The organism is Serratia sp. 2880STDY5682894 (assembly GCF_001537385.1).
Classification (GTDB): Bacteria; Pseudomonadota; Gammaproteobacteria; order Enterobacterales; family Enterobacteriaceae; genus Serratia; species Serratia nevei.
Map to the genome: position 1 here is coordinate 444135 of NZ_FCJA01000003.1, position 25227 is coordinate 469361.

Here is a 25227-nt window from a genome sequence, read left to right on the forward strand (position 1 = left end):
ACACTCCTGTTTATTCATACAGTTTCGGCGCCGGGGAAGCTTCTCGGCGCTGTTGCTATGTCAGCTAACAGGAACCTGGAGAGCCTTTCTTGAGCCAGGAATATACAGAAGATAAAGAAGTTACCCTGAAAAGACTCAGCAGTGGCCGGCGTTTGCTGGAAGCTGTGCTTATCGTGGTAGCGATTTTTGCCGTTTACCTCATGGCTGCGCTGGTCAGCTTCAACCCGTCTGACCCAAGCTGGTCACAGACCGCATGGCATGAGCCGATTCACAATTTGGGCGGCGGTGTTGGGGCCTGGTTGGCCGACACGCTGTTCTTCACCTTCGGGGTGCTCGCCTACGCGATACCGCCGATCATGCTGGTCCTGTGCTGGGCGGCCTATCGCCAGCGCGGCAACAGAGACTACATCGACTATTTCGCGCTCTCCCTGCGCCTGATCGGCACCCTGGCGTTAGTGCTTACCTCCTGTGGGTTGGCGGCGCTGAACGTTGACGATCTCTATTACTTCGCTTCCGGTGGCGTGCTCGGCAGCCTGCTGAGCAACGCCATGTTGCCGTGGTTCAACGGCATCGGCGCCACGCTGGCGCTGCTGTGCGTGTGGGCGGCGGGGCTGACGCTGTTTACCGGCTGGTCCTGGCTGGTGATCGCCGAGAAGATCGGCGGTGCTGTGCTGGGCGTCGCGACGGTGATGACCAACCGCTCGCGCCGCGAAGAGCGCTATTTCGAGGATGACGAACGTTACGTTGACGACGAGCCTGAGCAGGCAGGGAAGGGGGCCGCCGCCGCGGTTGCCACCAGCGCCGCGGCCGCCGATGACGACGTGCTGTTCTCCGCGCCTTCGGTCACCGAAAGCGCCAAAGAGGCGGCGGAAGACGCCGCCGATCCGTTGCTCAGCGGCCTGCGAGCCGACGATGGTGAGGTTGAAGCCGACGCCGCGCCAATCGCGCCGGCGGCTTCGCCTGCACCGGCGGTGACGGCAGAGATCCACGAGCCCGTTGCCGCACCGATCGCCACACAGGCGCCGTCGGTAACGGTGGCGCCGGCCGCGCCGACCTCGGTCAATCAGCACCCGGTGAGCGCCCCGGCGCAAGACGCCACGCCGCCGCTGTATTCCTTCGAAATCCCGGAAGAAACGCCTGCGCCTAAGGCGACGCGTCCCGTCGACCCTTATCGGGACGACGATGAGCCGCGCCTGGGCAATTGGCAAGAGCCGGCTGCGCCGCAGCCGCCGGCGCGTTCTCCCTTTGATTTTACTGCCGCGCAGCGCGACAGTGCCGACGTCAGCGGAGCGGGTGGTTTCAGCGCCACCGGCGCCAAGCCACAGCTGGATACGGCAGCCGCTGCCGCTGCGGGCGCCGCAGCGGCGACCTTCATGCCGGCTTTCACGGCCACCAGCGACGGCAATCCGCAGGTTAAACAGGGCATCGGCCCTGAGCTGCCTCGGCCGAATCCGGTACGTATTCCGACGCGCCGCGAGCTGGCTTCTTACGGCATCAAGCTGCCTTCGCAGCGTGCGGCCGAGCAGGAACAGCGCCAGGCCGAGGTGGAGCCTCAGCAGCCGACGGCGGTGAGCCCGCAGGAAGAAGAGGCGCTGCAGGAAGCGGCGCTGCGTCAGGCGTTTGCCGAGCAGCAAAGCCAACGCTACGGCGAAAGTTACGCGCCGGAGCAAGATGACGAGAGCGCCCTGCAGGAAGCCGAGCTGAGCAAGGCGTTTGCCGAACAGCAGAGCCAACGTTACGGCGAAGGTTATCAACAGAACGACGAAGAGGCGCTGCAAGAGGCCGCGCTGCGCCAGGCGTTCGCCGAGCAGCAGCAGGCGCGTTACGGCCAGCAAGAACCGGCCCCGCAGGCGCCGGCTGCCAGTCCGGTCGATACCCGCAATGCTTTCAGCTTCTCGCCGATGGCGGATTTAGTGGACGATGGCCCGAGCGAGCCGATGTTCACGCTGTCCCCGCAGCTTGAAGAGCGCATTGAACAGCAAAGCGAGCAAGAGGACGACGTGCCGTTCGGCCAGTTTGAGCCTGCGGCGCCGGTTGCCCAACCTCAGCAACCGCACTCGCAGCCTCAACAGTACCAACAGCCGCAGCAACAGCAGTATCAACAGCCGTCGCAGCCGCAATATCAGCAGCCCCAGCAACCGGTGCAGCAGCCGCCTCAGCAAACTCAGGCCGAGCAACATCCGGCGATGGACAGCTTGATTCACCCGTTCCTGATGCGTAACGATCAGCCGCTGCAGAAGCCGACCACGCCGCTGCCGACGCTGGATCTGCTGACCGAAGCGCCGAAAGAGGTGGAGCCGGTCGACTCCTTCGCGCTGGAACAGAAGGCGCGCCTGGTGGAGGCCAGCCTGGCCGATTACCGCGTGAAAGCCGATGTGGTGGACATCCTGCCGGGGCCGGTCATCACCCGCTTCGAGCTGGATCTGGCGCCGGGCGTTAAAGCGGCGCGTATTTCCAACCTGTCGCGCGATCTGGCGCGCTCGCTGTCGACTTCGGCGGTGCGCGTGGTGGAAGTGATCCCCGGCAAGCCTTACGTCGGTCTGGAGCTGCCGAATGCCAAGCGGCAGACGGTGTACCTGCGCGAAGTGCTGGATTGCCCGGCCTTCCGTGACAACCCGTCGCCGCTGTCCATCGTATTGGGTAAGGACATCTCCGGCGAGCCGGTGGTGGCCGATCTGGGTAAAATGCCGCACTTGCTGGTCGCCGGTACCACCGGTTCCGGTAAGTCGGTCGGGGTCAACGCCATGATCCTGAGCATCCTGTATAAAGCCACGCCGAAAGAAGTGCGCTTTATCATGATCGACCCGAAAATGCTGGAGCTGTCGGTTTACGAAGGCATTCCGCACCTGTTGACCGATGTGGTCACCGACATGAAAGACGCCGCCAATGCGCTGCGTTGGTGCGTGGGTGAAATGGAACGCCGCTACAAGCTGATGTCTGCCCTGGGCGTGCGTAACCTGGCTGGCTACAACGAGCGAGTCGATCAGGCCGAAGCGATGGGGCGCCCGATCCCGGATCCGTTCTGGAAGCCGACCGACAGCATGGACATCACGCCGCCGGTATTGGAGAAAGAGCCGTACATCGTAGTGATGGTCGACGAATTCGCCGATCTGATCATGACGGTCGGCAAGAAGGTCGAAGAGTTGATCGCTCGCCTGGCGCAGAAAGCGCGTGCGGCGGGTATCCACCTGGTGCTGGCGACCCAGCGTCCGTCGGTGGATGTGATCACGGGTCTTATCAAGGCCAACATCCCGACGCGTATCGCCTTTACCGTGTCGAGCAAAATCGACTCCCGCACCATCCTCGATCAGGGGGGCGCCGAGTCCTTGCTGGGTATGGGTGACATGCTCTATCTGGCGCCGAACTCCTCGATTCCGGTGCGCGTACATGGCGCATTCGTGCGCGATCAGGAAGTGCACGCGGTGGTCAAGGATTGGAAAGCGCGCGAGCGGCCCCAATATAAAGAGGGCATTCTTAGCGGCGGCGAAGACGGCGAGGGCGGTGCCGGCGGCGGTATGGACGGTGACGAAGAGCTGGATCCGTTGTTTGACCAGGCGGTGGATTTCGTGGTGGATAAACGCCGTGCCTCCATCTCCGGCGTGCAGCGCCAGTTCCGCATCGGTTATAACCGCGCGGCGCGCATCATCGAACAGATGGAAGCGCAGGGCATCGTCAGCGAGCAGGGGCACAACGGCAACCGCGAGGTGCTGGCGCCGCCTCGGCACGATTGATGGTCGTTTAGCCATTGCAATTCAATAAGAAAGGGCCGCTTAAGCGGCCCTTGTGCAAAGAAGCGTAAACCCGTTTCTTCTCGGAACATTGGCCTACCGGCCGATCGCCGGCTTCGGGTAAAGTAAGCGGGTAAAGGGTTGATTTGACCCGCACGGCGTCGCCCTGCGGTTAACGCATTTCATAAGGTATCTGGAATAATGAAAAAACTGTTAGTTGCCTGCTGTCTGCTTTCGGGATTCGCTTCTACCTCCGTGCTGGCCGATGCCGCGCAGGATCTGCAAAGTCGCCTGGCGAAGGTGAACAGTTTCCACGCCAGCTTCTCACAAACCGTGACCAGCGCCGACGGCGCCGCGGTGCAACAGGGGGAAGGCGAGCTGTGGGTGAAGCGGCCAAACCTGTTCAACTGGCATATGACGTCGCCTGATGAGAGCGTGCTGGTCTCCGATGGCCAGACCCTGTGGTTCTATAACCCGTTCGTCGAGCAGGTGACGGCGACCTGGCTGAAGAACGCCACCGGCAATACGCCGTTTATGCTGATCACCCGCAATAATGCCAGCGACTGGAAACAGTACAACGTGAAGCAAAAGGGCGATGATTTCGAGCTGACGCCGAAGTCCGCCAGCGGCAACCTGAAGCAGTTCGCCATCAGCGTGACCAACAGCGGTACCATTCGTAGCTTCGCTGCGGTGGAGCAGGATGGTCAGCGCAGTTCCTACACGCTGAAAAGCCAACAGAACGTCGCCGCCGATCCGGCCAAATTCAAATTTACCCCACCGAAGGGGGTGACGCTGGACGACCAGCGCCAGTGAGGTGCAAGTGAGTAATAATCTGTCGCTCGATTTTTCCCAGAACGAGTTCCAGCCGTTGGCCGCGCGTATGCGGCCGACCACGCTGGCGCAGTATATCGGCCAGCAGCACCTGCTGGCCGCCGGCAAGCCGCTGCCGCGCGCCATCGAGGCCGGGCAGCTGCACTCGATGATTTTATGGGGGCCGCCGGGCACCGGGAAGACGACGCTGGCAGAGTTGATCGGCCGTTACGGTCAGGCGGATGTCGAACGGATCTCCGCCGTGACCTCCGGTATCAAGGAGATCCGCGAAGCGATCGAGCGGGCGCGGCAAAATCGCGACGCCGGCCGCCGCACCATCCTGTTCGTCGACGAAGTGCACCGCTTCAATAAGAGCCAGCAGGACGCTTTCCTGCCGCACATTGAAGACGGCACCATCACCTTTATCGGCGCCACCACCGAAAATCCGTCGTTCGAGCTGAACTCGGCGCTGTTGTCCCGCGCCCGCGTTTACCTGCTGAAGGCGCTGACCGCCGAAGATATCGGCCAGGTGCTGGATCAGGCGATGGGCGACAAGGCGCGCGGCTTTGGCAATCAGAACGTCGAACTGCCGGCGGAAACGCGCCGCCTGCTGTCGGAGCTGGTGGGCGGCGACGCGCGCCGGGCGCTGAACAGCCTGGAAATGATGGCGGACATGGCGGAGTTAGACGCCAAAGGCGTGCGGGTGCTGACACCGGAGCTGCTGAAAGAGGTGTCGGGCGAACGCAGCGCGCGCTTCGACAACAAGGGCGACCGCTATTACGACCTGATTTCCGCGCTGCATAAATCGGTGCGTGGCTCGGCGCCGGACGCCGCGCTGTACTGGTATGCGCGCATCATTACCGCCGGCGGCGATCCGCTTTATGTGGCCCGCCGCCTGCTGGCGATTGCCTCTGAAGACGTGGGTAACGCCGATCCGCGCGGCATGCAGGTGGCGATCGCCGCCTGGGATTGCTTCACCCGCGTGGGGCCGGCGGAGGGCGAGCGCGCCATCGCGCAGGCGATCGTTTATCTCGCCTGCGCGCCGAAGAGCAACGCGGTCTACACCGCGTTCAAGGCCGCCATGCGCGACGCCAAAGAGCAGGCCGATTATGACGTGCCGGAGCACCTGCGCAACGCGCCGACCAAGCTGATGAAGGAGATGGGGCTGGGGGCGGAGTACCGTTACGCCCACGACGAACCCAACGCCTACGCCGCCGGCGAGAACTATTTCCCGCCTGAAATGGCCCATACGCGCTACTATCAACCGACCTCGCGTGGGCTGGAAGGGAAAATCGGCGAAAAGTTGGCATGGCTGGCTGAGCAGGATCAAAATAGCCCGACAAAACGCTACCGCTAGCGAGGCCGTTGCGGTAAGGTTAGCGGGTATCACTCTTCTTTTATGCGGCTATAAATCAGCCGCATAGAACAACAACACTTCTTTCAATAACAACAAGCACAGGATTAGCATGCTCGATCCCAATCTGCTGCGTAATGAGCTAGACGCAGTCGCCGTCAAACTGGCTCGCCGAGGCTTTAAACTCGATCTGGATCTGCTGCGTTCGCAGGAAGAACGTCGCAAAGTTCTGCAGGTAGAAACTGAAACGCTGCAAGCGGAACGCAACTCCCGATCGAAATCCATCGGCGCGGCCAAAGCGCGTGGGGAAGACATCGAGCCGCTGCGTCGCGAAGTGAACGAGCTGGGTGACAAGCTGGATGCCGCCAAGGCGGCGCTGGATGCGCTGCAGAGCGAGATCCGCGATTACGCCCTGACGCTGCCTAACCTGCCGGACGACGCCGTGCCGGATGGTAAAGACGACAGCGAAAACCTGGAAGTGACCCGCTGGGGCGAACCGCGCCAGTACGACTTCGCGGTGCGCGATCACGTCGATCTGGGTGAAATGGCCGGCGGGCTGGATTTTGCCGCTGCGGTTAAGCTGACCGGTTCGCGCTTCGTGGTGATGAAAGGGCAAATCGCCCGCATGCACCGCGCGCTGTCCCAGTTCATGCTGGATCTGCACACCGAGCAGCACGGCTACCTGGAGGCCTACGTGCCTTACCTGGTCAACCACGCCACGCTGTACGGTACTGGCCAGCTGCCGAAGTTCGGCGAAGATCTGTTCCATACCCGTCCGCTGGAAGAAGAAGCCGACAGCAGCAACTATGCGCTGATCCCAACGGCGGAAGTGCCGCTGACCAACCTGGTGCGCGACGAGATCGTGGAAGAGGAATCTCTGCCGCTGAAAATGACCGCACACACGCCATGCTTCCGTGCGGAAGCCGGTTCTTACGGCCGTGACACCCGCGGTTTGATCCGCATGCACCAGTTCGACAAGGTCGAGATGGTGCAGATCGTTCGTCCGGAAGATTCGATGGATGCCCTGGAAGAGCTGACCGGCCACGCGGAAAAAGTGCTGCAGCTGCTGAACCTGCCTTACCGCAAGGTGCTGCTGTGCACCGGCGATATGGGCTTCGGCGCGTGCAAGACTTACGATCTGGAAGTGTGGCTGCCGGCGCAGGATACCTACCGCGAAATCTCGTCCTGCTCCAACATGTGGGACTTCCAGGCACGCCGCATGCAGGCGCGCTGCCGCAGCAAAGCCGACAAGAAGCCGCGTCTGGTTCACACCCTGAACGGCTCCGGCCTGGCGGTTGGCCGTACGCTGGTGGCGGTGCTGGAAAACTACCAGCAGGCCGACGGCCGCATTCAAGTACCTGAAGTGCTGCGTCCATATATGGGCGGCCTGGAATACATCGGCTAAACGACAAACCACGAAAAAAGCGCCTGCGGGCGCTTTTTTTATGCCGAGAGTTCAGCCCGTCGCCAGCGTATAAGCCTGTTGAATGTAGTCCGCCAGATGCTTGCTTTTCACCTCGTCGGGCGAGTGGAGCTTGATGTGCCGCCGATACTGGCCGTTGCCTTCGAGCTGGAGATAACGATCTTCCAATCGGTAGCCGTGGCCGAACTCCACCGTGACGTGGTGGCGATAGGCGAAAACGCCGCAGAAAAATTGGCTATGCGAGAACATGATGCCGCCGTATTTGACCGATTCGGTGACGCCGTTGCCGCTCGCCGCAGCGATCCGCCGCACCTGCTGCACAATAGCCAGCAGGTCACCTTGCGTACTGCCGATGTCCGCCAGCAGGGCCTCTACCGCCGCATCATTTGCCTGACTCATCTTGCCTCTTTGTCGTCAAATTCGCTCTGCGCTGAGCATAGCGCTTTTTCAGCCAGTTAGCCGGAAACAAATCGTGCGGTGGAATGATAAGAGGCGATTGACTTTTTTATCGCCAGTGGCATGATGCGCGCACTCTCATTGCGCGTTCGGTCACAATTTCACTATGTCCGCATACTCCCGCCCAGTGCTCTTATTGCTCTGCGGTCTCTTGCTGCTCACGGTATCCATTGCCGTTTTGAATACGCTCGTGCCTCTTTGGTTAACCCATGCTCAGCTGTCGACCTGGCAGGTGGGAATGGTCAGCTCCTCTTATTTCAGCGGCAACCTGTTGGGCACGCTGGTGGCGGGCAAACTGATCCAGCGCGTCGGCTTTACCCGCAGCTATCATCTTTCTTGTCTGGTGTTCGCCGCCGCGACCGCCGGCATGGTGCTGTCGATCGATTTTTGGAGCTGGCTGGGCTGGCGCTTCTTCGCCGGCGTCGGCTGCGCCTGGATTTGGGTGATCGTGGAAAGCGCGCTGTTGCGCAGCGGCAATCTCAGCAACCGCGGCCAGCTGCTGGCGGCCTATATGATTGTCTATTACCTCGGTACGGTGACCGGCCAATTGCTGTTGAGCATGACCTCGACGGAATTGCTGCACGTGGTGCCGTGGGTGACTGCCATCGTGATCAGCGCGATGTTGCCGATGCTGTTTGCGCGGGTCAACCGCCATGAAGACGAGCCGCAGCAGGCGGCGGTGTGGACAATGCTGAGACGCCGCAGCGCGCGCCTCGGCATCAATGGCTGCATCATTTCCGGCATCGTGCTCGGTTCGCTGTACGGCCTGATGCCGCTGTACCTCTCCCATCAGGGCATGAGCGACGCCAACGTCGGTTACTGGATGGCGCTGCTGGTCAGCTCAGGCATCGTCGGCCAGTGGCCGGTCGGGCGGCTGGCCGATCGTTACGGGCGCCTGCTGGTGCTGCGCATTCAGGTGTTCGTGGTGATCCTCGCCAGCGTAGCGATGCTCGGCAACTACGCCATGGCGCCTTCGCTGTTCATCCTCGGCTGCGCCGGCTTTACCCTGTACCCGGTGGCGATGTCCTGGGCCTGCGAGAAGGCGCTACCGCACGAGTTGGTGGCGATGAACCAGGCACTGCTGATGAGTTACACCATCGGCAGCCTGCTGGGCCCGTCGATGACGGCGCTGCTGATGCAAAACTACTCCGATCGCGTGCTGTTCGTGATGATCGCCGCCGTGGCGCTGGTTTACCTGCTGATGCTGCTGAAGAAGCAGAAGCCGGATCACCATCACACGCCGTTCGCCGCCGCCTGAGCATAAAAAAACCGGCTATGAGCCGGTTTTTCTTTGGCGCTGCGCCAATCAGTAAATGACTTTGTGGCCGTAGCTTTCCAGGATGCCTTTGACGCGATCCATGGTCTCGGCCTTCGGCGGATGAACGCCGTCCAGCTTGTACTCTTCCCCCATCGCCACCCATTTGTGCTTGCCCAGCTCGTGGTAGGGCAGCAGCTCGATTTTCTCGATGTTGGTCATGTCTTTGGTGAACTCGCCCAGCAGGTGCGCCGACTTATCGTCGTCTGACCAACCCGGCACCACCACATAGCGGATCCAGGTGCGCTGATTGCGTTTCGCCAGGTAGCGGGCGAATTCCAGCGTGCGGTGGTTGGAGACGCCGACCAGGTTCTGGTGGATCTCGTCATTCATCTGTTTCAGGTCCAGCATCACCAGATCGGTGGTGTCCAGCAGCTCGTCGATCACCGGATCGTAGCGGCGCACGAAGCCATTGGTGTCCAGGCAGGTATTGATGCCTTCGGCGTGGCAGGCGCGGAACCAGTCGCGCACGAATTCAGCCTGCAGGATCGCCTCGCCGCCGGACGCGGTCACGCCGCCGCCGGAGGCGTTCATGAAGTGGCGGTAGGCCACCGCGTCTTTCATCAGCTCTTCGACGGTCACTTCTTTGCCGCCGTGGGTATCCCAGGTGTCGCGGTTATGGCAATAGAGGCAGCGCATCAGGCAGCCCTGGAAGAAGACGATAAAGCGGATCCCGGGCCCGTCGACGGTGCCGCAGGATTCGAAGGAGTGGATGCGACCAGTTACTGACATTGCGGGGTTTTCTCCAATATTGACTGTCAAACGCAGTCTAAAAATAGGCGCGTGGCCGCCGGCCAGGTATCTGCGATGCAGTGGCGGGGTGAGCCCGCCACCGGGGGTAATGATGCCTGTCGGCCGGTCAGTTGCCGGATAACTGTTTTGCCGGCTATCCATTCAGTATAGATGTCCGGCAAAACAGACTCGTACAGAGTCAGGGGAGAGCGGTGGGAGAAAAGGGCCGGCAGAACCGGCCCCGACGTTGGCACCGGGCGGTTTCCCGCCCGGTTGGCGTATTACATCGTTTGAGTGAAGGTACGAGTAATGACGTCCTGCTGTTGCTCTTTGGTCAGCGAGTTGAAGCGCACGGCGTAACCGGAAACGCGGATGGTCAGCTGAGGGTATTTCTCAGGGTTTTCCATCGCATCCAGCAGCATTTCGCGGTTCATCACGTTGACGTTCAGGTGCTGGCCGCCTTCGATGGAGGCTTCATGGTGGAAGTAACCATCCATCAGGCCCGCCAGGTTGGCTTTACGCACGTCGTCGTCTTTACCCAGCGCGTTCGGCACGATGGAGAAGGTGTAGGAGATCCCGTCTTTCGCGTAGGCAAACGGCAGTTTGGCTACCGAGGTCAGGGAGGCTACTGCGCCTTTCTGGTCGCGGCCGTGCATCGGGTTGGCACCTGGGCCGAACGGTGCGCCTGCGCGGCGGCCATCCGGGGTGTTACCGGTTTTCTTACCGTACACCACGTTGGAGGTGATGGTCAGTACGGACTGGGTCGGTACCGCATTGCGGTAGGTGCGCAGTTTCTGAATTTTCTTCATGAAACGTTCCACCAGGTCGCAGGCGATGTCATCGACGCGGGCGTCGTTGTTACCGAACTGCGGATACTCGCCTTCTACTTTGAAGTCGATGGCCAGGCCGTCTTCGTCGCGAATGGTGGTGACTTTCGCGTACTTGATGGCAGACAGGGAGTCGGCCGCCACGGACAGACCGGCGATGCCGCAAGCCATGGTGCGATAAACGTCACGGTCATGCAGCGCCATCAGCGCAGCTTCGTAGCTGTACTTGTCGTGCATGTAGTGAATGATGTTCAGCGCGGTCACGTACTGCTTGGCCAGCCAATCCATAAAGTGGTCCATGCGCGCCATGACTTTGTCATAGTCCAGCACTTCGTCCATCATCGGCGCTTCTTTCGGGCCGACCTGCATTTTCAGTTTTTCGTCAACGCCGCCGTTGATGGCGTACAGCATGGTTTTCGCCAGGTTGGCGCGGGCGCCGAAGAACTGCATTTGTTTACCGACGATCATCGGGCTGACGCAGCAAGCGATGGCATAGTCATCGTTGTTGAAGTCAGGGCGCATCAGGTCGTCGTTTTCGTACTGAACGGAAGAGGTGTCGATGGACACTTTCGCTGCGAATTTCTTGAAGTTCAGCGGCAGCTTCTCAGACCACAGGATGGTCATGTTCGGCTCCGGAGACGGCCCCATGGTGTACAGGGTGTTCAGGAAGCGGAAGCTGTTTTTGGTGACCAGGGTACGGCCGTCGACGCCCATACCGGCCAGGGATTCCGTTGCCCAGATTGGGTCGCCGGAGAACAGCTCATCGTACTCAGGGGTACGCAGGAAACGCACCATACGCAGTTTCATCACCAGGTGGTCGATCAGTTCCTGCGCTTGTTCTTCGGTCAGTTTGCCCGCCTTAATGTCGCGCTCGATGAACACGTCGAGGAAGGTGGACACGCGGCCGAAGGACATGGCGGCGCCGTTCTGGGATTTTACCGCGGCCAGGTAGCCGAAGTAGGTCCACTGCACCGCTTCTTGCGCGCTGGTGGCCGGGCCGGAGATGTCGTAACCGTATTTGGCGGCCATCTCTTTGATCTGAGCCAGAGCGCGGTGCTGTTCAGCGATCTCTTCGCGCAGCTGGATGGTCATTTCCAGATCTTCGCCGTTTTCCAGTTTTTCCTGCAGCGATTTGAACTGGTTCAGTTTGTCGGCCATCAGGAAGTCGATCCCGTACAGCGCCACGCGGCGGTAGTCGCCGATGATGCGGCCACGGCCGTAGGCATCTGGCAGACCGGTCAGCACGCCGGATTTACGGCAGTTCAGGATGTCTTTGGTGTAAACGTCGAATACGCCCTGGTTGTGGGTTTTACGGTATTCGGTGAACACTTTTTTCAGCTGCGGATCCAGTTCGCGGCCGTACACTTTGCACGAACCTTCGACCATTTTGATGCCGCCGAACGGGATCAGCGCGCGTTTCAGAGGGGCGTCGGTCTGCAGACCTACGATGGTTTCCAGCTCTTTGGCGATGTAACCCGCGTCGTGAGAAATGATGGTTGAAGCAACGTTGGTGTCGAAATCAACCGGCGCGTGAGTGCGGTTTTCCAGTTTGATCCCTTCCATAACCTTGTCCCACAAGGTGGTGGTGGCTTGAGTTGCGCCAGCCAGGAAGGATTCGTCACCCTCATAAGGCGTGTAGTTTTTCTGGATGAAGTCACGAACGTTGACTTCATTCTGCCAGTCACCCTTGCTGAAACCTTCCCAAGCGTTGGCTAATTTCTCGTTAAGTTCGGTCATTGTACACCTACCTTTGATTGTGGATTTCTAACTCTGCGCGCGGTAACTCACAGCTTAGTGCTGTTCGCGGCCCCCGCGCAGATAAATTACCCAGTAAGTCAACCCAACCAGCAGACCGCCGCCGATGATGTTGCCGATGGTGACCGGAATCAGGTTGTCGATGATGAAATTGCTTACTGTCAGATGAGCGAATTGCTCAGGTACCGCCCCTACGGCTTGCCAGAACTCCGGCGTGGCGAAGTGTTTGACCACGATGCCCATAGGGATCATAAACATGTTGGCGATGCTGTGTTCGAAGCCGCTGGCGACAAACATCCCGACCGGCAGCACCATGGCGAGCATCTTGTCGGTCAGAGTGCGGCCGGAGTAGCTCATCCAGACCGCCAGGCAGACCATCAGGTTAGCCAGAATGCCGAGGCACACGGCTTCGATAAAGGTGTGATGCAGCTTGTGGTCTGCGGTTTGCAGGACATTCAGGCCCCACTGGCCGTTGGCGACCATATACTCGCCGGAGAACCAGATCAGCGCCACGAAGAACAGCGCGCCGACCAGATTGCCGAGATAAACGTTCAGCCAGTTGGCACCCAGCTGGCCCCAGCTGATGCGGCCGCTGGCCTTGGCGATGACGATAAGTACGGTAGAGGTGAACAGGTCAGCGCCCGACACCACCACCAGCATTAACCCGAGAGAGAAGCAGATGCCGCCGACCAGTTTCGCCAGCCCGAAAGGCACGCCGGCGGTGCCGGTGGTCGCCGTGATGTAGAAGACGAAGGCGATGGAAATGAAGACACCGGCGGTGATCGCCAAATAAAACGTTTTCAGCGGATGTTTGGTGGCTTTATACACGCCGGCATCTTCAGCGATTTTCGCCGTGGCCGCAGGTAAAATCAGATCGAAGGGGCTGTCAGTTTTCAAACTAACTCTCGCTCTTAAGGGTTAAAACAACGCAATGAGATACTAGCAAAGCAGTATAGGGGAAAATTTGATTTGGATCATAAGGCGGGGAAGTAGAGCGGCAAAATGGCGTGTTTTTTGTGTGGTTTTTATGGTTAATTTATTGATTTTTAAGTAAAAACATTTTTTTAATGTTTGCAAGATTTTTTGAATTCACCGGGTGGACGGCGTAGGGTAAAGTTAAATTTTTAGGCGTTTTGTCGCCGCGCAGCGCTGAAAGTTTAATTATCGGTTAATTATTATTTCACCGTCCGGCAACAATTGACGGTTTATTTATTTTTATGGTCGTTTAACCGCCAATTTTCCGGCGAGAAAATAAAAGCGAATGCGTTGAAATACACCGCAAAAATGAAAACGCCGCAGCGAAGTGCGGCGTTTGGCAGCAGGGGTACTCCCAAAGTGGCAGTACCCCCTGATGATGCTTAGGCCTTGGCCCAGTGGCGGCGTTTGGCCGCCTGCAGCTTCTCGTAGGCCGCCAGCAGCGCCTGATGGGCCGGCAACGCCTTCAGATCGGCATCGACGGCGAACAGCCCGTTGAAGCGCGCTTCACCGCTGATGGCGGCGGAGGCGGCGTCGACCGCTTCCTGGCCGTACATCTTCACGAACGCGGTGTAGTACTGCGCCGCTTCGCGTTCAGGCTCCTGCGCCAGCAGCAGCAGCGTTTGCAGACAGCGGTAGTAGTTGCTGCGCGCCGGGCTCAGCACCGAGGCGTTGAAGTCCTGCGTCCATTCGGTCCAGATCAGCGCCTGATCCAGATCGCCGCCCGCCAGCGCCAGCATCGACTTCAGCTCGCCCACGCGCAGGGTATGCCAGGCGTTGTCTTTGCCGCTGGCAATGCCCAGCAGTTCGCGTACGCGGGTGAAGTCGTCCAGCCCTTCGTCGTCCAACTGCTCGATCAGCGCCAGGTACTCTTCCGGCTCCCACTCGCTGCCCGGCAGCGCCAGCAGCGTATCGCGCAGGTGCGCGCCCATGCTGTTGTTGGCCAGCAGCAGGTCTTCCGCCGGATAAATGTCGGACATGCCCGGCACGATGATGCGGCAAGCGTAGACGCCCAGGTGCTCGTAGTCGGCGATGTACACTTCCGCGTCTTCTTTGTCGAAGATGCTCATCAGGGTGGCGAACTCTTCCTGCGTGCTGCCGCTGAAGTTCCAGTCAACGAACGGGTAATCGGCGTCCTGTTTGAACAGATCCCAGGAGATCAGGCCGCTGGAGTCGATGAAGTGCGTTTCCAGGTTGGTGTGTTCCGCCACTTCTTCGTCATCGAAGGTCGGTGCGGTGAACACGTCGAGATCTTTCAAGCTGCGGCCCTGCAGCAGTTCGGTTACCGTGCGCTCCAGTGCCACGCCGAAGTCCGGGTGCGCGCCGAACGAAGCGAAGCAGGTGCCGTTGGTCGGGTTGAACAGCACCACGCAAATGACCGGGTAGTTGCCGCCCAGCGAGGCGTCATAGGAGAGGATCGGGAAACCTTCCTCTTCCAGCTTGGCGATGGCTTCCACCACGCCCGGGTAACGGTTCAGCACGTCGTCCGGGATCGCCGGCAGGCTGATGGATTCGGCGATGATGCGGTTTTTCACATAGCGCTCGAACACTTCCGACAGGCCCTGCACGCGCGCTTCGTTGGCGGTGTTGCCAGCGGACATGCCGTTGGAAACATACAGGTTGCCGATGATGTTCATCGGGATGTACACGGTTTGCTGATCGGACTGACGGGTAAACGGCAGCGCACACACGCCGCGATCGGCGTTGCCGGATTGCAGATCGACAAGATCGCTGGCGCTCAGCTCTTGCTGCGGATCGTAGAAGGCGTGCAGGCGTTCGTCGAGGATGCCGGCCGGCAGCGCGTCGTCTTCAGGGATCGGGAACCATTTCTCATTCGGGTAGTGCACGAAATCGCCTTCGGCAATCTGCTTGCCCAGATAGAAATCGGCGAAGAAGTAGTTGGTGGACAGGCGCTCGAAATATTCACCCAGCGCGGAGGCCAGCGCGGCTTTTTTGCTGGCGCCTTTGCCGTTGGTGAAGCACAGCGGGCAATCGCGATCGCGAATGTGCACTGACCACACGTGCGGCACCGGGTTCAGCCAGGAGGCTTCTTCGATGTTGAAACCGAGATCGCTCAGTTTCTGCTGGAAACGGGCGATGGAGTCTTCCAGGGCGGCGTCTTTACCGGGGATAAAAGTTTGCGTCATTGTCTTCACTTTTTGCGCGTACTAAAAACGCGCAATGATACGGGGTTTTACGCTGGAGCTCCACGTATTCCTAAAGCGGCGGCAAAGTCACAGTTTTTTTAAGGATAAAGGCCATAATTCAGCGAGTTATCTGTCACGGAGAAATCTAATGAAATCAGTGAAACTCAGCGCGTTACCCCTCCTGTTGACCGGCTTCAGCGCCTCGGCGCTGGCGCTGCCCAACATCACTCTGCTGGCGACCGGCGGCACCATCGCCGGCGGCGGCGATTCGGCGACGAAATCCAACTATACGGCGGGCAAGCTGGGCGTCGAGGCGTTGGTCGATGCGGTGCCGGCGCTGAAAAACATCGCCAACGTGCAGGGGGAGCAGGTGGTGAACATCGGTTCGCAGGACATGAACGATCGGGTCTGGCTGACGTTGGCGAAGAAAATTGACGCCGACTGCGGCAAGACCGACGGCTTCGTCATCACCCACGGCACCGATACGCTGGAAGAGACGGCCTACTTCCTCGATCTGACGGTGAAGTGCGATAAGCCGGTGGTGCTGGTGGGGGCGATGCGGCCGGCGACGGCGATGAGCGCCGACGGCCCGTTCAACCTGTATAATGCGGTGGTGACGGCGGCGGATCCGCAATCGGCCAACCGCGGGGTGCTGGTGGCGATGAACGACACCGTGCTGGATGCGCGCGACGTCACCAAGACCAACACCACCGCCGTGCAGACCTTCCAGTCGCCAAACTACGGCCCGCTGGGGTATATCCACAACGGCAAGATCGATTACCAGCGCTCGCCGCAGCGTAAGCATACCCGGGATACGCCGTTCGACGTCAGCAAGCTGAACGAACTGCCGAAGGTCGGCATCGTCTACAACTATGCCAACGCCTCCGATGCGCCGGTCAAGGCGCTGATCGCCGAAGGCTATCAGGGCATCGTCAGCGCCGGGGTCGGCAACGGCAACCTGTATAAAACGGTGTTCGACACCCTGGCGACGGCGGCGCACAACGGTGTGGCGGTGGTGCGTTCATCGCGCGTGCCAACCGGCGCCACCACCGAAGATGCGGAAGTGGACGACGCCAAGTACGGCTTTGTTGCCGCCGGCACGCTGAATCCGCAAAAAGCGCGCATTTTGCTGCAGCTGGCGCTGACGCAAACCAAAGACGCGAAGCAAATCCAGCAGATGTTCAATCAGTACTGATCGTTTTCTCTTCTGCGGGGGCCGGCCGGGCTCTCGCAGCCATCTTGGCTGAATACAGCATAAAACACCGCGTTAACCCGATGAATTTCCCCATGTCGCAGGGTTTTATCGTCCAAACAATCGCGACGGCCGCAGAGCCTGTCATCACCCGGCGCGGCCGTTTGCCGCCGACGGGTGAATAAGCGTTGCAGCCATGGGGCGTGAGTGATAAAACCGATGGGTTGGTTAACGCGAGCGTTAACTTCGGGCGTCTTTTCGACAGGTCGCTTTTCTGCGGCGAACAGTGAATGTGGTGAGGGGAAATGACTCAGGTTTATAATTTTAGCTCTGGCCCGGCGATGCTGCCGGTGGAAGTGTTGCGTCGTGCGGAACAGGAACTGTGCAACTGGCACGGTTTGGGCACGTCAGTGATGGAGATCAGTCACCGCAGCAAAGAATTCATCGCCGTTGCCGAGCAGGCGGAACAGGATCTGCGCGATCTGCTGAAAGTCCCCTCCAACTATAAAGTGCTGTTTTGCCACGGCGGCGCCCGCGCGCAGTTCGCCGCGCTGCCACTGAACCTGCTGGGCGACAAGGCCACTGCCGACTATATCGACGGCGGCTATTGGGCGCACAGCGCCATCAAGGAAGCGGAAAAGTATTGCGCCCCGAACGTCATCGACGTGAAAACCCGTATCGACGGCCTGAGCGGCATCAAGCCGATGAAAGAGTGGCAGCTCAGCGACGACGCGGCTTATGTCCACTATTGCCCGAATGAGACCATCGACGGCGTGGCCATCGATGAAACGCCGGACTTCGGCGACAAGGTGGTAATCGGCGATTACTCCTCGACCATCCTGTCCCGCCCGCTCGACGTCAGCCGTTTCGGCGTGATTTACGCCGGCGCGCAGAAAAATATCGGCCCGGCCGGCCTGACGCTGGTGATCGTACGCGACGATCTGCTGGGTAAGGCGCGCAAAGAAGTGCCGTCGATCCTCGACTACACCGTGCTGGCCGAAAACGACTCGATGTTCAACACCCCGCCAACCTTCGCCTGGTACCTGTCCGGGCTGGTGTTCAAATGGCTGAAAGAGCAGGGTGGCCTGGTGGAGATGCAAAAACGCAATCAGGCCAAGGCCGAACTGCTGTACGCGACCATCGATAAATCCGACTTTTACCGCAGCCAGGTGGCGATCGCCAACCGTTCCTGGATGAACGTGCCGTTCCAGCTGGCCGATGCGGCGCTGGACAAGGTGTTCCTCAGCGAAGCCGAAGCCATCGGCCTGCAGGCGCTGAAAGGCCACCGGGTAGTTGGCGGGATGCGCGCTTCTATTTACAATGCCATGCCGCTGGCCGGCGTGCAGGCGCTGACCGACTTCATGGCCGACTTCGAACGTCGTCACGGTTGATTCCGTCAACCCGCCCGACGCGGGCTGCTCAGGCTGTTGTCCTTTTGCATTAAAGCGGCTCCGGCATTATTCCGGAGCCGTTTCGTTTATCAGAATTGGAGAGTTTTGTTCACATGGTGGATTCCCTGACGTTACACCCGGTCGCCCTGGTCAATGGCACCGTCAACTTACCCGGCTCCAAGAGCGTTTCTAACCGCGCTCTGCTGCTGGCGGCGCTGGCGAAAGGAACGACCCGGCTGACCAACCTGCTGGACAGCGACGACGTGCGTCATATGCTGAACGCGCTGCAGGCGTTGGGCGTGAACTATCAGCTTTCCGCCGATCGCACCGTGTGCGAAGTGACTGGCGTGGCCGGGCCGCTGGTGGCCGGCCAGCCGCTGGAACTGTTCCTCGGCAACGCCGGGACGGCGATGCGCCCATTGGCGGCGGCGCTGTGCCTCGGCGAAGGCGACGTGGTGTTGACCGGCGAACCGCGCATGAAAGAGCGCCCGATCGGCCATTTGGTGGACGCGTTGCGCCAGGGCGGGGCGCAGATTGATTACCTCGAGCAGACCGATTACCCGCCGATTCGCCTGCGCGGCGGCTTCCAGGGCGGCGACGTCACCGTTGACGGCAGTGTCTCCAGCCAGTTCCTGACCGCGTTGCTGATGACCGCGCCGCTGGCGCCGCAGGATACGCAGATCCACATCAAGGGCGAGCTGGTTTCCAAGCCGTACATCGACATCACGCTGCATCTGATGCGCACCTTCGGCGTATCGGTGAGCCACGACAACTACCGGGTGTTCCATATCCAGGGGCGTCAGACGTATATCGCGCCGGGCGATTACCTGGTTGAGGGCGACGCTTCTTCCGCCTCTTACTTCCTGGCGGCGGCGGCTATCAAGGGCGGCACCGTGCGCGTGACCGGCATCGGCCGCAAAAGCGTGCAGGGCGACACCAAGTTTGCCGACGTGCTGGAGAAAATGGGCGCGCGCATTACCTGGGGCGACGATTTCATCGAATGCAGCCGCGGTGAACTGCGCGGCATCGACATGGACATGAACCACATTCCGGACGCGGCGATGACCATCGCCACCGCGGCGCTGTTTGCCGAGGGGCCGACCACCATCCGCAATATCTACAACTGGCGGGTGAAGGAGACCGACCGCCTGGCGGCGATGGCCACCGAGCTGCGTAAAGTGGGGGCGGAAGTGGACGAAGGCGAAGACTACATTCACGTCGTGCCGCCGGCCAAACTGCAGTTTGCCGAGATTGGCACCTACAACGATCACCGCATGGCGATGTGTTTCTCGCTGGTGGCGCTGTCGGATACTCCGGTCACCATTCTCGATCCGAAATGCACCGCGAAAACCTTCCCGGACTATTTCGAACAGCTGGCGCGCATCAGCCAGCCGGCGTAACCCGTCAAACCGTTTATTTTAAGGCCCCTTTGTGGGCCTTTATCATTTTTAACCTTTGGCGACCGGCGTTTCTTCTATACTTTTTCGCGGTTGTGCGCTTATTTTCAACAACCGGACAGTTCCAGGGTAACAGATCGCCGTAGGGCAGCGTATAATACGCCACCGTATTTGCCCCTGATTGGGCAGGTGACAGAGAGTGCGGCGCGCGGGCCTTGAGCCGAAGCGCACCGTGTCTCTGTGAGGTTTTCTACCTGAAGGAGAGAGAAATGACGGCTACAGCCCCGGTGATAACCGTTGATGGACCAAGTGGCGCAGGCAAAGGCACGCTGTGTAAAGCGTTGGCCGAGTCCCTTGGTTGGCGTTTGCTGGACTCCGGCGCGATCTATCGCGTGCTGGCGCTGGCGGCGTTGCATCATCAGGTGGATATCACTTCTGAGGAAGCGCTGGTTCCGCTGGCCGCACATCTCGATGTTCGCTTCGTTGCCCAGGACGGCAAGCTGCAGGTGATTTTGGAAGGTGAGGACGTCAGCAATGAGATCCGCACCGAAACCGTCGGCAACACCGCGTCGCAAGCGGCGGCGTTTCCGCGCGTGCGCGAGGCGCTGCTGCGCCGCCAGCGTGCATTCCGCGAGGCGCCCGGCCTGATTGCCGATGGCCGCGACATGGGCACGGTGGTGTTCCCGGACGCACCGGTCAAGATTTTCCTCGACGCCAGCTCGGAGGAGCGCGCGCACCGCCGCATGCTGCAGTTGCAGGAGAAGGGCTTTAATGTTAACTTTGAACGTCTTTTAGCCGAGATAAAGGAACGGGACGACCGTGACCGTAATCGGCCTATCGCGCCTCTGGTGCCCGCTTCTGACGCCCTCGTGCTGGATTCTACCAGCATGTCGATCGAAGAAGTGATCCGGCAGGCGTTGACGTATGCACAGAAAGTGTTGGCGTTGCCGCAGCAATAAGCGCGGCGGCGCTATTGGCTTTTTGTCATATTTGTCATAGCGGTATCGCAATATATCGGGTAAAATTTTACCCCTGTAACCTTAAACCCTGTCGGCATGGAGCCAATGGCGGGGTATGTGAAACAACCCCATTCGGCGGGACGCTAAATGGACGTTAAACTAAAGAACCCTGAAGATTAACAACATGACTGAATCTTTCGCTCAACTCTTTGAAGAATCCTTAAAAGAAATCGAAACCCGCCCGGGTTCCATCGTTCGTGGCGTCGTTGTTGCTATCGACAAAGATATCGTACTGGTTGACGCCGGTCTGAAATCTGAGTCTGCCATCCCGGCTGAGCAATTCAAAAACGCCCAGGGCGAGCTGGAAATCCAGGTTGGTGACGAAGTTGACGTTGCTCTGGATGCTGTTGAAGACGGCTTCGGTGAAACCCTGCTGTCCCGTGAGAAAGCTAAGCGTCACGAAGCTTGGATCACGCTGGAAAAAGCATACGAAGAAGCTGAGACTGTAACCGGTGTTATCAACGGCAAAGTGAAGGGTGGCTTCACCGTCGAGCTGAACGGCATCCGCGCGTTCCTGCCAGGTTCCCTGGTTGACGTGCGTCCGGTACGTGACACTCTGCACCTGGAAGGCAAAGAGCTTGAGTTCAAAGTCATCAAGCTGGATCAGAAGCGCAACAACGTTGTCGTTTCTCGCCGTGCGGTTATCGAATCCGAGAACAGCGCTGAGCGCGATCAACTGCTGGAAAACCTGCAGGAAGGCATGGAAGTTAAAGGTATCGTTAAGAACCTCACTGACTACGGTGCATTCGTTGATCTGGGCGGCGTAGACGGCCTGCTGCACATCACTGACATGGCTTGGAAACGCGTTAAGCACCCAAGCGAAATCGTCAATGTTGGCGATGAAATCACTGTTAAAGTGCTGAAGTTCGACCGCGAGCGTACTCGTGTATCCCTGGGCCTGAAACAGCTGGGCGAAGATCCATGGGTTGCTATCGCGAAACGTTACCCAGAAGGCACCAAGCTGACTGGTCGTGTAACCAACCTGACTGATTACGGCTGCTTCGTAGAAATCGAAGAAGGCGTTGAAGGTCTGGTACACGTTTCTGAAATGGATTGGACCAACAAAAACATCCATCCGTCCAAAGTTGTTAACGTGGGCGACGTAGTGGAAGTGATGGTTCTGGACATCGATGAAGAGCGTCGTCGTATCTCCCTGGGCCTGAAGCAGTGCAAATCCAACCCATGGCAGCAGTTCGCAGAAACCCACAACAAGGGCGACCGCGTTGAAGGTAAAATCAAGTCTATCACTGACTTCGGTATCTTCATCGGCCTGGACGGCGGCATCGACGGCCTGGTTCACCTGTCTGACATCTCCTGGAACGTTGCAGGCGAAGAAGCAGTACGTGAATACAAGAAAGGCGACGAAATCGCAGCGGTTGTTCTGCAAGTTGACGCAGAGCGCGAGCGTATCTCCCTGGGCGTGAAGCAGCTGGCTGAAGACCCGTTCAATAACTACCTGTCTATGAACAAGAAAGGTGCTATTGTTACTGGTAAAGTCACTGCAGTTGACGCCAAAGGTGCTACAGTTGAATTGGCAGGCGGCGTAGAAGGTTACCTGCGTGCATCTGAAGCCTCTCGCGACCGCATTGAAGATGCAACTCTGGTTCTGAACGTAGGTGACGAAGTTGAAGCTAAATTCACCGGCGTTGACCGTAAGAACCGCGTTGTAAGCCTGTCCGTACGTGCTAAGGACGAAGCTGACGAGAAAGACGCCATCGCAACTGTTAACAACAAACAGGAAGAAGGCAACTTCTCTAACGCAATGGCTGAAGCTTTCAAAGCGGCTAAAGGCGAGTAATGACGGGGGGCGGTTTCTGACCGCCCCGATACGGTAGTTTAGCTGCAAAGCTTGGAGGTACTATGACCAAGTCTGAACTTATTGAAAGACTTGCTGGCCAGCAATCTCATATTCCGGCGAAGGCCGTTGAGGATGCAGTGAAAGAGATGCTTGAGCACATGGCCGCAACGCTGGCCGAGGGCGAACGCATTGAGATCCGCGGATTCGGCAGTTTTTCTCTTCACTACCGTGCCCCGCGTGTAGGCCGCAACCCGAAAACCGGTGACAAAGTTGAGCTGGACGGCAAGTACGTTCCTCACTTCAAACCCGGCAAAGAGTTGCGTGACCGCGCCAATATCTATGGCTAGTCGCTGACTGCTCATAGCGTTGTTGCTTGTAAAGAATATAAAACGGTGCCTTTAAGGCGCCGTTTTTTTTCGCCTGCGATTCTCCATGACACGCAAGTGAATTGCGTACTGCGCCGCATTTGCGGTGTGGCTGCTGCATAGGCCTCTCTTATCCTGCCATGCTCACCGCATCTTCGTTAAAGCCCGCTGGCGGCGACATATCGCCTCAACGATCCTGCTTGCTTGCCGTGACGCGTTTTTGCTCATGGTGGAGCCGATGGGAGAAGAGCGATCAAAATTTCGCTGGATCTGGCGATATTCGCCGTTATCTGCGGCATTCTGCCGCTGCTGGTTTTACCGCGGTTGCCAGAGCCATGGCTGTTGTGGCCGATGCTGTTTGTCGCCTGTTTACTGCTGCGCACCCGTTGGCCGATCTGCCGTTATTTGGCCTGTCTGGGTTTGGGATTCATATGGGCGGTTTTCAACGCCGGAAGCCTGCTTGGGCAAATGGAGCGCCTAAGCCGCATGCCGGATGTAACGGCGGTGGCGCAGGTGAGCAGTGTCGCACTGGAGCCTGCCGCCAGTAAGCAGACGCTGATGCGCATCGAGCGAGTCGACGGCCATTGGTTGGTGCCTGCGCTGGCGTTTACTACGACGTGGGCCCCAGAACGGCAGCGGCTGTGCGCCGGGCAGCGTTGGCAGTTGAAACTGCGTTTACGGCCGGTGCACGGCAAGCTCAATGAAGGCGGCTTTGACAGCCAGCGTTGGGCGATCGCGCAGCGCCAACCTTTGACCGCGCAGGTCAGGCAGGCTCGTTTGCTGGATGGCGATTGCGGCCTGCGCCAGCGCATAATCAGCCATGCGGAAACCAACATCGGTGAATTGCGTTACAAGGCGGTGTTGCTGGCGCTGGCGTTTGGGGAACGCACCGCACTGGAACAGGCTTTGCGCACGCTGATGCTGAAAACCGGCATTGCGCACCTGATGGCTATTTCGGGGCTACATGTGGCGATGGTCGCCATTTTGTTTTGGGCGGTGCTGCGTGCGCTGCAGTTTTTTCTTCCCGCCCATCTGATTGGTTATCGCTTTCCGCTGGTCGCGGGCTGGGTGGCGACGCTGATCTATGTCTGGTTGGTGGGCGCCCAGCCACCGGCGGTACGCACCGCGCTGGCGATGACGCTGTGGATGCTGCTGCGCTTGCGCGGCGTTCATTGTTCTTCCTGGCAAGTGTGGCTGTGGTGCGTCGGGCTGATTTTGTTGTGCGATCCGCTGGCGGTATTGTCAGACAGTTTTTGGCTGTCGGTGCTGGCAGTAGGGTGTTTGATTTTTTGGTTCGAATGGGCGCCGCTCGGCGAGCGATTTCGTTCCGCCTGGTATTGGGCGCCGGTACGCTGGCTGCATATTCAGCTGGGCATGACGCTGCTGTTGGTGCCGATGCAGGTCGCGCTGTTTTTAGGCCTGACGCTGACCTCGTTGCCGGCCAATCTCTGGGCGGTGCCCATCGTCTCATTGGTGACGGTGCCGTTGATTTTGCTGGCGGTGATTGGCGGCGTCTTCCCCTCGCTAAGTTACGGGCTTTGGTGGTTGGCCGATTTCACGTTGAGCGGGGTGTTTGTGCCGCTGCATTACCTGCAGCGCGGTTGGGTGGATTTGGGGGCTGCCTCGCTGCTGGCCAGCATAGCGGGATGGCTTATCGTTATCTGTTGGCGCTTTCATTGGTGGTGGCGCTATGCGCCGGGCCTGGCGACGATCGCGATATGCTGCGTGCTGTGGCGAGGAAAAGAGCCGGGATACCGCTGGCGCGTCGATATGCTCGATGTCGGGCACGGCCTGGCGATGGTGATAGAGCAAAACGGCAAAGGCATATTGTATGACACCGGCGATCGTTGGCCTGCAGGCAGCGCCGCCGAGCGGCATGTTTTGCCGATGCTGAACTGGCGGGGCATTGAACTGGAACAGATCATCATCAGCCATGCTCATCTCGATCATATCGGCGGGCTGTCGACGGTACAGAGTGCGTTTCCACAGGCGACGGTGCGCAGCCCGATACGCGGGGAGGGGCACTTGCCCTGCGTCGCCGGAGAGCGTTGGCGATGGCAGTCGTTGCAATTCGAGGTGTTGTGGCCGCCGAAAACGCTCAAAAGGCCGGTCAATGACGACTCCTGTGTGATTCGCATCGACGACGGGAAATACAGCCTGCTGCTTACCGGCGACGCGGAAAAGAAGGCGGAGGCACAGCTGATTCGATTGCGCCGCGACCGTTTGGCGGCCACGGTATTGCAGGTGGGGCACCATGGCAGCAGAACGTCTTCGACGCCGCCGTTTCTGCGCGCGGTCAATCCTGAGGTGGCGCTGGCGTCAGCATCTCGTTACAACAAATGGCGATTGCCGGCGCGTAAAGTGGTCGCCAGATACCGGGCAAATGGCATTACATGGCGTGATACGACGCGCTCCGGCCAGTTATCGGTACTTTTTTTCGACAACGATTGGCAAATTAAAGGCTTTCGCGAACAATTAATGCCCCGTTGGTACCATCAGCGGTTTGGCGTAGAGGGTGATAATGAGTAAAATAGGCCGCTATT

17 protein-coding genes are annotated in these 25227 nt (G+C 59.3%); 12 read left to right on the forward strand and 5 right to left on the reverse strand.

The features are described 5' to 3' along the window. The first annotated feature begins 89 nt into the window (after window positions 1-89). From AWX27_RS10360 to serS, 4 genes are all read left to right on the forward strand, one after another. Window positions 90-3731 carry a DNA translocase FtsK 4TM domain-containing protein gene (locus AWX27_RS10360; protein WP_060421728.1) on the forward strand — a complete coding sequence of 1214 codons (3642 nt, stop codon included), beginning with the start codon at window positions 90-92 and terminating at the stop codon, window positions 3729-3731. A gap of 198 nt (window positions 3732-3929) precedes the next feature. Continuing rightward, complete coding sequence (lolA, locus tag AWX27_RS10365; protein ID WP_019454555.1) at window positions 3930-4541, forward strand: outer membrane lipoprotein periplasmic chaperone LolA; 612 nt, start codon at window positions 3930-3932, stop codon at window positions 4539-4541. Window positions 4542-4608: 67 nt separating this feature from the next. Further along, the gene (locus AWX27_RS10370) at window positions 4609-5895 is read left to right on the forward strand and encodes a replication-associated recombination protein A (RefSeq protein WP_060421860.1); all 1287 of its coding nucleotides are present in this window, start codon (window positions 4609-4611) and stop codon (window positions 5893-5895) included. 109 nt (window positions 5896-6004) lie between these two features. After that, window positions 6005-7297: a serine--tRNA ligase gene (serS, locus tag AWX27_RS10375; RefSeq protein ID WP_038880767.1), complete on the forward strand. Its 1293-nt coding sequence runs from the start codon at window positions 6005-6007 to the stop codon at window positions 7295-7297. Window positions 7298-7348: 51 nt separating this feature from the next. Here the strand turns inward: serS and AWX27_RS10380 are convergent, their stop codons facing one another. Further along, a complete protein-coding gene (locus AWX27_RS10380) occupies window positions 7349-7714 on the reverse strand; it encodes a DUF1801 domain-containing protein (RefSeq protein WP_060421731.1) in 366 nt (121 codons plus the stop codon). A gap of 163 nt (window positions 7715-7877) precedes the next feature. Between AWX27_RS10380 and AWX27_RS10385 the strand changes: the two genes are divergently transcribed. Next, the gene (locus AWX27_RS10385) at window positions 7878-9029 is read left to right on the forward strand and encodes an MFS transporter (protein ID WP_033637849.1); all 1152 of its coding nucleotides are present in this window, start codon (window positions 7878-7880) and stop codon (window positions 9027-9029) included. Between the two features lie 48 nt (window positions 9030-9077). Here the strand turns inward: AWX27_RS10385 and pflA are convergent, their stop codons facing one another. From pflA to ycaO, 4 genes are all read right to left on the reverse strand, one after another. Beyond that, window positions 9078-9818, reverse strand: coding sequence for a pyruvate formate lyase 1-activating protein (gene pflA / locus AWX27_RS10390; RefSeq protein ID WP_015377324.1), 741 nt, complete (start codon window positions 9816-9818; stop codon window positions 9078-9080). Window positions 9819-10099: 281 nt separating this feature from the next. Then, the gene (gene pflB / locus AWX27_RS10395; RefSeq protein ID WP_016928324.1) at window positions 10100-12382 is read right to left on the reverse strand and encodes a formate C-acetyltransferase; all 2283 of its coding nucleotides are present in this window, start codon (window positions 12380-12382) and stop codon (window positions 10100-10102) included. A gap of 54 nt (window positions 12383-12436) precedes the next feature. Next, entirely contained in the window at window positions 12437-13297 is an 861-nt protein-coding gene (gene focA, locus AWX27_RS10400) for a formate transporter FocA (RefSeq protein ID WP_019454548.1), read from the reverse strand. A gap of 461 nt (window positions 13298-13758) precedes the next feature. Further along, entirely contained in the window at window positions 13759-15522 is a 1764-nt protein-coding gene (ycaO, locus tag AWX27_RS10405) for a 30S ribosomal protein S12 methylthiotransferase accessory factor YcaO (protein WP_060421733.1), read from the reverse strand. 148 nt (window positions 15523-15670) lie between these two features. Between ycaO and ansB the strand changes: the two genes are divergently transcribed. From ansB to AWX27_RS10440, 7 genes are all read left to right on the forward strand, one after another. Further along, a complete protein-coding gene (gene ansB, locus AWX27_RS10410) occupies window positions 15671-16717 on the forward strand; it encodes an L-asparaginase 2 (RefSeq protein WP_060421737.1) in 1047 nt (348 codons plus the stop codon). Window positions 16718-17019: 302 nt separating this feature from the next. Then, a complete protein-coding gene (gene serC, locus AWX27_RS10415; protein ID WP_033637853.1) occupies window positions 17020-18105 on the forward strand; it encodes a 3-phosphoserine/phosphohydroxythreonine transaminase in 1086 nt (361 codons plus the stop codon). Between the two features lie 113 nt (window positions 18106-18218). After that, window positions 18219-19505, forward strand: coding sequence for a 3-phosphoshikimate 1-carboxyvinyltransferase (gene aroA / locus AWX27_RS10420; RefSeq protein ID WP_060421740.1), 1287 nt, complete (start codon window positions 18219-18221; stop codon window positions 19503-19505). Window positions 19506-19771: 266 nt separating this feature from the next. Further along, on the forward strand, window positions 19772-20461 hold the full coding sequence (cmk, locus tag AWX27_RS10425) for a (d)CMP kinase (RefSeq protein ID WP_004928270.1): 690 nt from the start codon (window positions 19772-19774) through the stop codon (window positions 20459-20461). Window positions 20462-20645: 184 nt separating this feature from the next. Further along, window positions 20646-22319 (forward strand): 30S ribosomal protein S1, encoded by a 1674-nt coding sequence (gene rpsA, locus AWX27_RS10430; RefSeq protein ID WP_004928267.1) that lies wholly within the window; start codon window positions 20646-20648, stop codon window positions 22317-22319. A 62-nt stretch (window positions 22320-22381) separates the two neighbouring features. Beyond that, window positions 22382-22666 (forward strand): integration host factor subunit beta, encoded by a 285-nt coding sequence (gene ihfB / locus AWX27_RS24495; protein ID WP_004928264.1) that lies wholly within the window; start codon window positions 22382-22384, stop codon window positions 22664-22666. 276 nt (window positions 22667-22942) lie between these two features. Next, complete coding sequence (locus tag AWX27_RS10440) at window positions 22943-25213, forward strand: ComEC family protein (RefSeq protein ID WP_080432942.1); 2271 nt, start codon at window positions 22943-22945, stop codon at window positions 25211-25213. The last annotated feature ends 14 nt before the right edge of the window (window positions 25214-25227 follow it).